This window comes from Nocardia albiluteola (assembly GCF_018860155.1).
Lineage (GTDB): Bacteria > Actinomycetota > Actinomycetes > Mycobacteriales > Mycobacteriaceae > Nocardia > Nocardia albiluteola.
Genome location: NZ_JAHKNI010000007.1, coordinates 493,679 through 507,066, shown reverse-complemented (window position 1 = coordinate 507,066; position 13,388 = coordinate 493,679). Strand labels below are relative to the sequence as shown.

The 13,388-nt window shown below is 64.9% G+C and carries 11 protein-coding genes and 1 pseudogene; 7 read left to right on the top strand and 5 right to left on the bottom strand.

Translation table 11 applies throughout. The features are described from left to right. Nucleotides 1-76: 76 nt before the first annotated feature. Nucleotides 77-268 carry a hypothetical protein gene (locus tag KO481_RS23310; protein WP_215919599.1) on the bottom strand — a complete coding sequence of 64 codons (192 nt, stop codon included), beginning with the start codon at nucleotides 266-268 and terminating at the stop codon, nucleotides 77-79. A 480-nt stretch (nucleotides 269-748) separates the two neighbouring features. Between KO481_RS23310 and KO481_RS23305 the strand changes: the two genes are divergently transcribed. From KO481_RS23305 to KO481_RS23275, 7 genes are all read left to right on the top strand, one after another. Further along, nucleotides 749-1,642: a DUF5753 domain-containing protein gene (locus KO481_RS23305; RefSeq protein ID WP_215919597.1), complete on the top strand. Its 894-nt coding sequence runs from the start codon at nucleotides 749-751 to the stop codon at nucleotides 1,640-1,642. Beyond that, the gene (locus KO481_RS23300) at nucleotides 1,639-1,839 is read left to right on the top strand and encodes a DUF397 domain-containing protein (protein ID WP_215919595.1); all 201 of its coding nucleotides are present in this window, start codon (nucleotides 1,639-1,641) and stop codon (nucleotides 1,837-1,839) included. The genes KO481_RS23305 and KO481_RS23300 overlap by 4 nt, the downstream gene beginning before the upstream one ends. Before the next feature lie 352 nt (nucleotides 1,840-2,191). Continuing rightward, entirely contained in the window at nucleotides 2,192-2,761 is a 570-nt protein-coding gene (locus KO481_RS23295) for a DUF3558 domain-containing protein (protein WP_215919593.1), read from the top strand. A gap of 67 nt (nucleotides 2,762-2,828) precedes the next feature. Further along, on the top strand, nucleotides 2,829-3,245 hold the full coding sequence (locus KO481_RS23290; RefSeq protein WP_215919591.1) for a hypothetical protein: 417 nt from the start codon (nucleotides 2,829-2,831) through the stop codon (nucleotides 3,243-3,245). Further along, nucleotides 3,245-4,591 (top strand): hypothetical protein, encoded by a 1,347-nt coding sequence (locus tag KO481_RS23285; RefSeq protein ID WP_215919589.1) that lies wholly within the window; start codon nucleotides 3,245-3,247, stop codon nucleotides 4,589-4,591. Before KO481_RS23290 ends, KO481_RS23285 begins: the two co-directional genes overlap by 1 nt. Then, on the top strand, nucleotides 4,588-5,355 hold the full coding sequence (locus KO481_RS23280) for an ESX secretion-associated protein EspG (protein ID WP_215919587.1): 768 nt from the start codon (nucleotides 4,588-4,590) through the stop codon (nucleotides 5,353-5,355). The genes KO481_RS23285 and KO481_RS23280 overlap by 4 nt, the downstream gene beginning before the upstream one ends. A 170-nt stretch (nucleotides 5,356-5,525) precedes the next feature. Beyond that, entirely contained in the window at nucleotides 5,526-6,365 is an 840-nt protein-coding gene (locus tag KO481_RS23275; RefSeq protein WP_215919585.1) for an SAM-dependent methyltransferase, read from the top strand. A 252-nt stretch (nucleotides 6,366-6,617) separates the two neighbouring features. On the opposite strand, the pseudogene KO481_RS44405 reads toward KO481_RS23275, so the two are convergent. From KO481_RS44405 to KO481_RS23255, 4 genes and pseudogenes are all read right to left on the bottom strand, one after another. Continuing rightward, nucleotides 6,618-6,836, bottom strand: a pseudogene (locus KO481_RS44405) (transposase); the annotation flags it as partial. Further along, nucleotides 6,817-7,554 (bottom strand): hypothetical protein, encoded by a 738-nt coding sequence (locus KO481_RS23265; protein ID WP_215919583.1) that lies wholly within the window; start codon nucleotides 7,552-7,554, stop codon nucleotides 6,817-6,819. The pseudogene KO481_RS44405 and the gene KO481_RS23265, both read right to left, overlap by 20 nt. A gap of 84 nt (nucleotides 7,555-7,638) precedes the next feature. After that, nucleotides 7,639-11,157: a carboxylic acid reductase gene (gene car / locus KO481_RS23260; protein WP_215919581.1), complete on the bottom strand. Its 3,519-nt coding sequence runs from the start codon at nucleotides 11,155-11,157 to the stop codon at nucleotides 7,639-7,641. Between the two features lie 819 nt (nucleotides 11,158-11,976). Beyond that, entirely contained in the window at nucleotides 11,977-13,236 is a 1,260-nt protein-coding gene (locus KO481_RS23255; RefSeq protein WP_215919579.1) for a cytochrome P450 family protein, read from the bottom strand. Between the last annotated feature and the right edge of the window lie 152 nt (nucleotides 13,237-13,388).

Below are 13,388 nucleotides of genomic sequence, written 5' to 3'. Positions count from 1 at the left end.
CTGCTTCCCGTCCTCCCCGGCGTCTCCCGGATCAGACTGCCCTCAGCTACAGCGATCATGCTGCGACACAATCACTTCAAAGGCCTCTCACCTCCGAACCGGAAAACAGCGCCTCGTGGCGCACGACGGTGTACGCGTACCGGTATCCCAGCGAGCGGGCGTGCCGCGGCAGGGCCAGGGCATGCCGCGTTGCCGCCGGGACCGGCGTTTCCGCCCGGATCAGGCCGACCGCGGTCGGCCTGCGTGCGCCCGAGTCGACCGCGTCCACGCCATGGCTCACTCCCGCGTTGAGAGAGTGCCTAATTGGGAGAGAACAGAAATGCGAGTATCGAAATGGAATATCGCCCACCGCGGTACGCGCGTTGATCTTCGGCATGTCTTCGACGACACGCGGAATCCGGATCGTATTGGACTCCGCGACTTGACTATTGGTCATTGCATAGCACCTCCGATACTTGGAAGTCCCGATGACCGGGGCTACTATGGGGCCACCTCGGCGATCGCATTCCGGGCGATCGCGCAGATGTTCTCGGACGAACCGCACGGGCGGAAAAGAAGTGCGGCTGAGCAGTTCCAAGGTTTCCCGGTCATCGAGGCGACCTCAGTAGACACCGGGATTGTGTTGCAGCGCACCCATATTCGAGCTTTCCGCTCGCATCGACCGGAGGTCCACCATGCGGCGGTTCACCAGAAATAGGTCCAGTACAAAGGGGTCCGTAATGGACCGCATCAGAGAGCGAGGTACGACATGTCAGGCGGATCAACCCTCCCCCGGCGCGCCCTCGGGCGTCGGCTGCGGGATCTGCGGCTCGCGGCGAAGAAGAGCAAGCTTGCGGCGGCGGTAGCGATCGACATATCCAAATCCAGCCTGGGGCGGTTGGAAGAAGGCCAGCCCGTACGGGTCAGCAGCGCGCAGTTTCGAGAACTATTGCGGTTCTATACTGCCGACGAGGCGGCGGCGAACGAAATCTTCGGGCTGCTCCAGGAGGCTCGGGCCGCCAAGGGCGATCCGACGATCGGTTGGTGGAGAGCTTATTCCGACGTGGTGAATCCGCATTTCGATCACTTCATGGGGCTCGAACAAGCGTGTTCGCGGATGACGACGTTTCAGCTGACGTTGTTGCCGGGGTTGTTGCAGACTCCGGGGTACCGGCGGTGGATCGTCAGCGCCACCGATCCGTTGATGTCGTCAACTGATGTGGAACGGCGGCTGGAGTTGATCGCTCGTCGGCAACGCAGACTTATCGACGATCAGGACTTCGCGCTGGAAGTTCTGTTGTCGGAGTCAGCAGTTCGGCACCAGGTCGGCGGGCGAACCGTCATGGCCGAACAGGCTCAACACCTACTCAGCGCCGGGAGTCTGCCGAACGTATCGATCCGCGTCGTTCCATTCGATGCCGGCGCACACCCTGGCTTGGTGGTTCAATCGTTCACGCTCTTCGAATTCCCATCACGGCAACCTATTCGGATACCCGAGCCGCCAGTTGTGTTCGTAGAAGGCTTCACTGGCGCACTCTTCCTGGAAGACGATGCAGTGATCGAGCGCCACAGATCCACGGTGGCGGACGTCCGCCAGGTAGCCTTGAGCGAGGAGGACACCAGGCTTCTGGTGCAAGGTATTGCAGAGGAGTACGCAGCGTGACCAGCGAAATGTCCAGCGCCAGTTGGTTTAAGAGTAGTTACAGCCAAGCAGGTGGCGACTGTGTAGAGGTCGCCCACCTCTCGAGCGGCGCGATCGGCGTCCGCGATTCCAAGAACCCCACCGGCCCCACGTTGATCTTCACCCCCGCCGAGTGGGACGCGTTCACCGCTCGGGTGAAGGCTGACCGGTTCCACTAGCCAGCAAGTTGACCTACTAGAAAGGGCGTCGAGCTGAGCGGGCCGGAACCCACTGGCCGCTCAGCTCGCGCCGTATCCCAGCGGCGCAGACGGAACATCGCACATCAACCACGGTTCAACAGTTCCCCCGCCATCGTCCTGACGATTCCCCTACCTGCGTCGTGACAAAGCGGCTCCGAACTGGAGCTATCCGCCATGGCAGCGGACACCCCAAACCTATCGCCGCGTTCTGCTACTCCGACCCCGATCAGCCTGGAACCGGACGGCCGTCCGGTGCGTCCTACTCTATGAGGGTCGTCCGTGCTAGCTCAGGAGGGAAATGCGCACCATCACAGCCCCAGGGAGGATGGCCGTGAGCGCGGCGCTCGCCGGAATCGCCGTCATCGGACTACTTGCTGGCTGTTCGAGCCAGGGAAGCACCACCACCGCCAGCAAGAACCCAACGACATCTTCACCGGCAGGTCCAGGCGATCTGAACCAGCCGCTGTGGAATCCATGCAACTCGGTTTCCGACGATGCGCTGAAGGCGGCGGGAACCGACCCGACCACGAAGCATGTAGCAGTCGATTCCGGCCAAGCAGTCAGCGCGTTCTCGAAGTCTTGTTTCTGGCAGTCCACCCAAGGCCCATATGCGGTTGGGATCAACTCGATGCGAGCCACTGCCGATCAGATCCGAGCCAATTCGAATCTGGTTGGCTTCCGAGACGTCCAAATAGGATCACGGACGGGCCTGATACATCAGCAGAAGGCCGACATGGCCACCGATAAGCTTGCGTGCTACGTGGCGCTGCCATTCGCCCAAGGTTCGATCGTGGTTGATGTCGACTGGTCCTACTCTGACCGCGCAACTGCCGCCCAACTACCTCCATGCGATCTCGCTATCGCACACGCAAGAGAACTCGAGCCCAATCTGCCTAAGTGACAGAGCGCATCAACTGGGCTCGTTCCCGGCCGCGCGATATCATCAAGATTCTCAGGAGGAGGGGGACATGACACAGCCGCAGGGTGATGCAACCGGGCCCACGAAGTTTGGCGATCAACTTTCGTACTGGCGCAACCTGAAACAACAAGCCGACGAGGGAACTTTCAGCCTCGACGAGGGCCTTGCGGTCGACTTGAAGAAGCACTGCGAGACCATGCTGAGTGAACTGAACAACAACCTACTTCACGGCGCCAATCAGCTCGGCTACCTGACCGGATTTGGCACGCTGCCATCATCAGTCGCCCTGCAGGCCGCGTTCGAGGCCAAGGCCACGACAGCTCCGGACTCTCTGTCTGCCCAATACAAGAAGGCGATCGACATCGTCACCACCATGCGTGACACGTACAACATCGTCATCACCAAGCTGACCGCGAGCGACCACAACTCCGCGGCCGCGATCTCCAAGCAGACCGGGAAACTCTGATGGGTTGGCAGGACTGGGCGTCGGTCGTCGGGGGCGTGGTCGGCATCACCGTCGATATGGCCCACAAATCCCGTTCCACCGCAAGCGATCAGGCCAATGATCGCAACTCTACGGAGTCCAAGGCACAGCAGCAGTACGACGGCCAGCGCCGCGTCGCGAACACCAACTACGACCAGCTCAAATCCGAGCACACCGGCGGCTACGACACACCGGTAGTGGTCGGCGACAAGCTCGAGGCGTTCAACACCTGGCAGCACTCGCGGATCTGGAACGCGCTGAACGACGCGGTGTCCCCGACGACGGCCTCGGCGATCAACGACGCCGCAACCACCTGGTCGAAACTCGCCGACGACACCGACACCGCCCGCAACGAATTCATCAAGAACGTCGACCAGAGCGTCCAAGAGAAAATGAAAGGCAAGTCCGCCGCCGCCTTCATCGACTCCACCCACCAGTTCTGCACCGAACTCGGCAAACTGACTGTGGCGCAACGCCTTGTCTCCCGCGGCCTGGCCTACCATGCCGATTACCTCGGCCAGGCAAAGGATTCCGTCGGTCCCCCGCCCGGCTCGGGCGGCATCACCGACAAGGTCGTCGAACACCTGCCCTTCCAAGGCATGTTCAAGGGCCCGCACTACCGCCAGCAGGAGGCCGAGCACGAGGCCCAGCGGGTGATGAGCGATGTCTACCAGAAGAATATCGTCAGCCAGGTCGACAACGCGCGTCCGATTCTGCCCACCCCCTCCTCCACGGTGAACAGCGGCAACAGCCTCAGTGGCAACAACCTCAGCGGCAACGGGATCAGCAGCAGCGGGCCCGGCGGCACCTGGAACAGCGGCAGCGCGAACAGCGGCTCCGGCATCGGCAGCGGCTCCGGAACCGACTCGGGCAGTGGATATTCCGGCTCCGGCACCTCCGGCAATTCCTGGTCCGGCACCTCCGGTAACGGCACCAATACCGCCGGGTACCAGAACACCTCCGGCCTCGGCTCGTCGCTGTCCGGACTGAGCACGACTCCGTCCGACTACTCCGGCACCGGAACAGGCACGGGCAGTGGCGGTTACGGCGGCGGGGGCATCAGCGGCCTCGGCTCGACGGGCGGCGGCCAGGGAGGCAGCGTGACCGGGACCACCACCGGCACGACGACCACGGGCACCACCGCGGCCGCGAACGCGGCAAAAGCCAACGGCACCAACAGCATGACCGGCATGCCGCACGCGAACAAGGGCAAGTCCGACGAGGAGTCCACCCACCAGACCAAGGATTACCTGGTCTACGACCGCGGTTCGGAGCTGCTCGGCACCCTCCCGCCGGCGCTGCCGCCGGGTGGTGTAATCGGCGGATGAACGAAATCCAGTGGCGCCTGGACGGTTTGGCGTTCACGATCGCGCTCGAGACGCTGGGCCGGGACCGTCTGCCCTACCCGCTGCGCTATCTCGCCGAGGGCGTCGAGGCCCTGGACGATTACGAGCGCATGCGCATGCACGCCGCCCAGCATCTCCATGGCATGATCGGCCCCCAGCTCTACGAGGCCCTCACCACCCTGCTCGAACCCCAGGTGCGCGTGGAGGTGCACGGCTACTACGGACCCAACTTCGCCGGAGCGGTCCGCATGCACGCGGGCGTCGCCAATCACAAGGCCACCCTGGCGCTCCAATTACCCGGCCGCACACCGGAATACGGCGGCGACATCATCCTCATACACGGCATCGCCAATTCCCTGCCCGCCCGGATCGCCGCCAGCCTCCCCAAATGCGCTCCGGGAGGCCACCCTTCGATCCGAGGCCGCCGCTCCGACCTGCAAACAGCCGAATACTCCCGCAACCCCCTGTACCTCTCCCACACCGAACAACTCAACCGCATAATCCGCCGCCCCCGCTCCTCGGTAGGCGAAATCGCCGTCCACCCCGGCCCCGCAACGGACTCCCGCCCCACCGACGACGGCCGCAGCGTCCACTGGATGGACTACCTCCCCACCGACGGCCGCTACCTCCTCCACCACCACCGCGGCAACGAATTCACCCTCACCCCAGCTCAACCCGAAGAGCTCACCCGAACCATCCACAGCCTGATAGCCGCCACCCAACACACCCTCACCTCCCCCCGCTAACGGCCCCGCCCGCCCGAGTGAATGTGAATCCTGGGCGGGCGCTGACGCGCCGGTGCCGCAAACGATCCCGCACCGCCGGTGGCGGGCATATTCTGTGCCTGCACAGAGCACACCGAGCCGGCGCGTGGCCACACCGTGCGAACGCCGCGGCCATCGCGGAGAGGATCGCCATGCCGGAAGGCCACGAGACCGGTGGACGACTACCGACCACGATCGACACCACTACCCCGCACGAGGCACGCTTCTACGACTACTGGCTCGGCGGCGTCGACAACTATCCGGCCGATCGCAGGCTCGGTGACGAGATCGCCGCGCACATCCCAGGCATCCGCAGCATGGCGCAGGCGAACCGCGCTTTCCTGGGCCGCACCGTGCGGTACGCGATCACCAACCTGGGCATCACCCAATTCCTCGATATCGGCACCGGCCTGCCGACCGCGCGCAACACCCACCAGGTCGCGCAGGAGGTGAATCCCGCGACGCGCATCGTGTACGTGGACAAAGATCCGCTCGTGCTGGCTCACGCCCGGGCCCTGATGAAGAGCACGCCCGAGGGCCGGACCACCTTCATCCATGCCGATCTGCGCGAGCCCGAGTCGATTCTGCGCGATCCCGAACTCACCCGGACTCTGGACATGGACCGGCCGATCGGGATCATGCTGATCTCGGTGCTGATGTACTTCCGCGACTCCGACGGGATACACGATATTGTCGCGCGGTTCCTGGACGCCGTCCCGCCGGGGAGTTCCCTGGCAGTCAGTCATGCCACCGCGGAATTCAATACCCGAGGCGCCCAGCGCGCCGCGGAAGCCGCGGAGCGCAGCGGCATAACCATGATCACCCGTAACCGCACGGAGACCGAAAAGTTTTTCGCCGGAACACATCTGCTGGCGCCCGGCGTCACGACGCTGGAGGAATGGCATCCCGAGCTGGCGGAGGTTCCGCTGTTCGACGTCGAACCCCATACGGGTCCCGCCTGGGCCTGGTGCGGAATGGGGCGCAAACCCTGAAGCCACGGTTTGCATTGCCGCCATCCACGCATTCACCCGATGGCTGGCCCGCTGTCGCGGGCCAGTCGCCGGGTGAGGGTGTGGATCGCGGCGAGGTGGACCATGGCCTCGTGGTGGTCGGGGCGGGTTTCGTAGTCGCGGACACAGCGGCGATGTTTGACCAGCCAGCCGAACGTTCGTTCTACCCCCAGAGGCGAACACCAGCGCCACGGTGGCGAAGCGGGCGGCCACGGCGGCCAACAGCCGGTGCGCAGCGTCACGGTCCTGGATCGAGGCCGCGGTCACCACGCCGGCCAGTAGCGGCCCGGTGGTGTCGGTGGCGATGTGGCGTTTGCGGCCCTTGATCTTCTTGCCCGCGTCGTAGCCGGCCGAGACGGTGGGTACGGTGGCGGCACTCCGCCCGCGGGGTATAAACCCGCCCGCCGCGAACGATCGACAACGGGCCGAGCTTTTACCTGCGGCCGAGGTCACGAACCAGATCCACCGCCAGAACCCGATCCAGGTACGCGAACGTCTCGAACTTCGCGCCGGGCTCGATCCCGGCCGAATCCTCGAGCTCTTCCAGCACCGACCGCACCGCCGCCAGATCGAGATCATCATCCAACGCCGCGATCACCGCCGAGAGCCACGCAGGTGGGATCGGGCGGCTCGGGTGCCGGCTCCACTCCGCCAGCCGGGTCCGCCACCGATCCAGGGTCGATTGTGCATGCTCGAGCAACGTCGCGGTGAGCGTCAGCTCGTCGGCATACGGCGTAGTCGCCAGCACGAACCGGAGGGTGGACCGATCCCGCGGCTCCGGACCGCGCGTGCGGCGCACTACGCCGACCCGGATCGGCCGCGGCACCGGAAACCGCTGGGCGGGAACAGGGCTCGTGGCGGTGACTACCAGGCTCAGACGGTGCCCCAGTCCGATGGCGGCCGAGTCGAGCGAGCCGAACGGACCGGACACCGGACGGATCATCAGCCCGTCGTCGACGCGCACGTCCGGCTCGCCGGTGACCAGCGCCGCGAGCACCTGCGCGCCGTGCACATCCTCGAGTACCCGGCGCAGCACGTCACCGACGACCAGCACCCGGGCTGTGCCGAACTCGTCGCCGGGCGGCGGCACGTAGCCCATCCGGACCACCGCTCCGGCGAACGCCGCTACCGGCTGCGCCGACGCCCGATCCGCACCACGCAAGGTCAGCATCGTGACTATCATCTCGTGGTTTTCTGATCCCAGCAGCCCTTTGCGGTGGATGCGACGTCCCAGAGGCCGTCGGCGCAAACCCGGTCAGAGCAGACTGAGCCGCTTCAGGTCGGTGATGTACTTGACGATCACCGGCGCGGAGACGTGCGGGATGTCCTTTTCCGGCCCGATCTTGTTGTTGCGCACAGCCGCCCGGAAGTGATCCGCGGGCGCGAGGGACCCGTTGACCGGATGTTCGGGCTGCTGATAGTTGTGCAGCAGCGGCAGCAGCGACGCGTGACGCTGCCTGTCGGGCAGACCGCGCAATGTGGTCTCGAACCGTGCCAACCAGGCCGCATATTCGGGTACCCGGGTGATGCCGTAGCCGGCGTCGGTCAGCCAGTCGACGTAGGTGTCCATGCTGATGCCGTCGTCGTAGGGGTTCATCACGTGATAGGTCTCGAATCCGCTGACCACGTCGGCGCCGAGGGTCGAGATGGCGTCGGCGATGAATTCCACGGGCAACCCGTCGAAGTGCGCGCGTTGCCGATTGCCGTCGGCGTCCAATTCGTAGAACGAGTACGGCGCGATCCCGGTGGCCACCAGCGAGAGCATCATCCGGGTGAACATGTCCGGCACGTTGAGCTGTCCGGCGTAGGTGGTGTCGGCCATGATCATGTCGCAGCGGAACACCGACACCGGCAGACCGCACAGGTCATGTGCCTCGCGCAGGAGGACTTCGCCGCCCCATTTGCTGTTGCCGTATCCGTTGGCGTAATCGTCGCTGATCTTGCGGGCGGGGCTCATCTGCCGAATGTCGGCATCCTCGATGAACGTGCCCGGTTCGATGCCGTCACCGACACCGATCGTCGAGACATAGACGAACGGCTTGATCCAGGTCGTGAGGGCGATTCGGATGAGCTCCGCCGTACCGACGACGTTCGGCCCGAACAGCTGGCTGTAAGGCAGAACGTGGTTGACCAGCGCGGCGGGGTCGACGATCAGGTCGACGGTGTCGGCCAGTCGTTGCCAGGTGGCGGCGTCGAGTCCGAGGTTCGCCTCGCCCTTGTCGCCGGCGAGTACTTCGAGATGATCGGCGGCCAGCGACCGATAGTGCTCGAGCAGTTTCGGATCGCCACTGTCGAACGTCGCGTCGAGGCGCTGCCGGGCAGCGGCGTCGTCCTTGGCGCGCACCAGGCAGATGACCTTGCCGTCGACCAGATCCATCCGTTCCAGCCACTGCAGCGCCAGATGGCGCCCGAGGAAGCCGGTCGCCCCGGTCAGCAGCACGGTACGCACGTCGCGGTTCGCCTTGGGCAGCGACGGCGCGGTCGCAAGCGTGGCTTCGTCGAGGAACTTGTCCAACGTCAGATCGCGGGCATACACCTCGGTCGCGTCGCGACCATGCACCGTGTCGTAGGTCGCCCGCTCGGCCCCACCGGCACGCTGCGCGTCGATATAGCCCGCGATGGCGGCGAGATCGCTGGCCGGGCTGACGATCACGCCCACCGGGACGTCGACGTCGAAGATCTCCCGAAGCAGATTGCCAAAGGTCAACGCCGACAGCGAATCCCCGCCGAGATCAGAGAACGCTGCGTCGGGAGCCACCTCGGCCGTGGCCGCACCGAGCAGCGCACCGGCGGCCCGGATCACGGTGTCCACCGTCGGCCGGTTCGCACCGTCCTTGCGCAGCGAACGCAGCACCTCGGTCTGGCCGTCGGCCAGATCACTGTAGAGCCGTTCGAGGGCTGGGCCGTAGTGCTGCACGAGTTTGGGGCGGGCCAGTTTGCGAATGCCGGTCAGCAGGCCGTTTTCCAAGGTGAACGGTGTCGTCTCGACGAGGAAGTCACGAGGAATCTCGTAGGACTGCAAGCCTGCTTCCCGAGCGACACTCTGCAACGCATCGCGCAGCAGCGGCTTGACCGCGGCCACGTCACCGCCGACGCTGTCGAGTGCATCGCCGGTCGGGACGATCACCGCGAGCAGGAACGACCGGGCGCTGTTGCCGTATACGAAGATCTGCCGCACCAGCGGGTGACCGCCGTAGGCCGCCTCCAGCTTCGAGACGGTGACGAACTCGCCCTGCGAGAGCTTCAGCACGTTGTTGCGACGGTCCACGTAGGCCAGCTGATCGTGGCCGATCTCGGCCATCACGTCGCCGGTGTGGTACCAGCCTTCGGCATCGAACAGTTCGGCGGTGACCTCGGGTCGCTTGTAGTAGCCGGGGATCAGATTCGGAGACCTGACCAGTAATTCGCCGCGTGGATGCGGCCTATCGGTAGCGAAGTAGCCGAGGTCGGGAACGTCGAGCAGCTTGTAGTCGAGCACCGGCGGGCGCTGGATCAGGCCGTCGACAAGGATGATGCCGTCCTCGGTCGAGCCGTAGCCCTCCGTCAAGTGGATGTCGAGGAACTCTTCCACCCAGGATCGCAGATCGGGTGAAATGGGTGCGGAGCCCGTCATCGCCGAGAACTGGCGTCCGCCGATGAGCTTCTCGCGCTGCTCAACCATGACCTGCCGTTCGACGGCCTCCCGGTCGCCGCCGTTCCAACGACGGTCGACTTCGCTCTGCACCTCCTGGAACAACATCTCCCAGATACGCGGCACGAGATCCAGCTTCGTCGGACGGACCAGCGCGAGATCCTCGAGCAGGGTCGACAAGTCACTGCGGGCGGCGAAGTACGCCGTTCCGCCCGAGCCCAGCGTGGAATAGAGGATCACCCGACCCATCACGTGGCTGATCGGCATGAAGTTCAATGTGATTGCCGGCAGCTTGCGATCCAGGTCCGAGTCGAGGCTGAACCAGCCCCGCCAGCAGTTGGCCATCAGGCGGTCGGTGTACATCGCGCCCTTCGGCGCCCCCGTTGAGCCGGAGGTATAGATCAGCAGGCGCAGCGCGTCGTGGTCGCCGCCCGGAATCTGCGGCCCGTCGGTGTGCTGGGGGGCCTGTTCGATGACGTCGCCGAGCGCCTCGACCGTGACGTGCCGGTCCGCCAGGCGGGCGACGGCCGATGCCAGGGCCTCTCGGTGGTCGTCGACCTGAGGGTGGTAGTCGAAAACCACCAGGCGCTTCGGCGTGTACGCGGTGAGTGCGAGTTCGACCGCGTCCGCGAGGTGGTCGACAGCGGAGAACATCGCAACCGGTTCCGTCTCGACCAGGATCGGGTGCAGCTGTTGCACCGGGGCACTGGTCTGCAGCGGAACGGCGACGGCTCCGGCCAGCGATAGCGCCATGTCGACGATCGCGTAGTCCAGGCTGGTGAAGCCGAGGGTCGCCACGCGGTCGCCCGGCTGGACGGGGTTGCCGGCCAGGGCATCGGCGAGGGCCCGGACGCGAGACCAGGTCTCGCGGTAGGTCAGGGTGTCGAAACGAGGCTGCAATTCGGCAACGGTGCGCCCGTTTGCGCCGGTCACGAATTCGACGGCGCGCTGGCCGAGAGCCGGCCGGTCGGCATAGCCGTTCAGCACTGTGCGTATCACGTCGGTGAGTAATACGTCCGGGTCGCCCGGTTCGGCGGTGATCGCTGGATCGGGCTGCGCGGAACCGAGTTGCGCGTCGCTCGAGATCAACTTCTCGAATCGATTTTGTCGCCGTGCTTCTCGAGCCTTGACAGAAGTCGACATATCGAAATCTCCTTCAATGTACAAGAGAATTAAATTCCGGAGAGGCCAACCGCTCTAGTTCGATGCAACCATTTAGCATGGATAGTTATTCCCGGGCGCTCGCTGTGCGCGCTCTGCGCGCTCGGACTGGGGCGTGAAATTGCTCACGTAGACCCGTACGGCGAGCATGAACTCGCCGCGGTATGACCAGACCCGCCACGACCACCACGAGGCCATGGTCTACATCGCCGCCATCCGAACCCTGCCCGACGACCCGCCCGAACCCCGACGCAGGAGATAGTCCCCGCTCAATGCGCCAGGCAATGTGGCAATGTCGGACACATGGTCGAATTCCAAGTTGGTCACCGGGTCGTCATTACCGACGGAGCATTCACGACGCTCGAGGCGACGATTGATGAACTAGGTGCGGACTCGACGACCGCCAGGGGCACCCTCGAGCTGTTTGGACGCAGCGTGCGAGTCATACTCTCAGCCGATACCGGATCGCGCGTGACCGCGGCCCCTGACCGCTCGAAATTGATCGCAAAATACGCGAAAGCAACCCGGTTCTACGGCGTCGTCGGTCGAGTCGTATCCGACACTCAGGCAGGGAGCTACATCCGAGTCGACACAATGAAGGACCTGGCCGAGACCCCGGAGGAACGCGCCGAAGCGGCGGGTGTCTCTATCCGCATCGCCGCCGATCCCGGTATGGAGATCGACTGCATTGGAGAGTGGGTGGAAGAAACGAGGCACCGTGTCCGCGACTCCCCCGGCCCCGAGACGGCCCGAAGCAACCGGCCCGGTGCGGCCGAAACGAGTCTGCCCGGCCGGCGCGGCCTAATTCCGCACGTTCAACGGTGGGGTCGCCGGGAAAGTGACCGACAAGGCGGTCAACGCACGGTGGAACGGACCCGGTCGCCAGCTCGGCGTGTCCTTCGTGGTGTCGAGCTCCATTTCGGGCAGCGCGTCCAGCAGCTGGTCGATGGCATCCTGTGCGACCAGGTAGGCCAGCGACTGCGCGGGGCAGGCGTGCGGGCCGATCCCCCACGCCAGGTGGGAGCGATTGCCGGTGAGGTCGTCGGCCCGGATGGACGGATCGGTATTGCAGCCCGCCATGCTGATGACGACCGGCTGATGCGCCGGTAGCCACACGTCGTCGACGATGATCGGCTGGCGCGGATAGGTGATCAGCAGATTCGCCAGCGGCGGGTCGTTGAACAAGACCTCGTCCAGGGCATCGCGCGAGGACAGGTTCCCGCCCAGGACACTGCCGCCGAAGCGCTCGTCGGTGAGGATCAGCAGCAGGGTGTTGACGATCAGATTCAGTTCGAATTCGATGCCGGTGCCGTAGACCTGGGACACATGATGCGACACCTCGACATCGTCCAGCGCGGCCGAATGCTGTTGCAGGACAGTGACGATGTCGTTGCCCGGTTCGGATCGCTTGAGGGTCACCAGGTCCATCAGCGCCTGGCCGAGCATCTGATTGCCCTTCTCGGCGTCGACGCCCTCGAGTAATGCTGCCGTTCCCGCGGCGACCCGCTGTCCGATCTCCGGCGGGCAGCCGAGCATAGCGTTGACGACCTCGAACGCCAGCGGATACACGTACTGGCTGATGAGTTCCGCGGAGCCGGTGCCGCAGAACCCGTTGATCAGCCGGGTAGCGATGCTCTCCACGATGTCGTGCATGGCATAGAGATCCACGGCCCCGATGCCGGCCGTGATGGCCTGCCGGTACCGCTCGAATTCCGCACCGGCACAACGGCTGGCCATGGGCCGCCACTCCAGCAGCGGCAGGATCGGGCAGTCCGCCGGGACCGTCTCCTGCCAGGTGCGCGGATCGGCCGGGAAATGTTCGGGATCGTTGAGGATTCGCACGGCGGCGCGGTAGCCGATCACCAGCGTCGCGGGCACGCCCGGAGCGAGTTCGACCGGAGCCAATGATCCGTACTGCCTTCGCATCTCACTGTAGAAGCGGTGCGGGTCGGCAGCGAACTCGGGCGAATACAGCGACACTCGCGGTTCGTCGGAATCGATCGGCGAGCCGTGAACGACCGGGCACGATCGGGCGCGGACCTCGGACTGCGGCGTACTCAACAAGAAACTCCGGACTGTTCGTATGACACATCGGCTGTAGTTCTGCATCGTGGCGAATCGTTGCTCGGCAACGACCGGTCGATGGTACAGCGACAACCACCGCACCGTGTAACGTGACGACACGGCCCAACGGTCGCACCGGAGACGGCGCA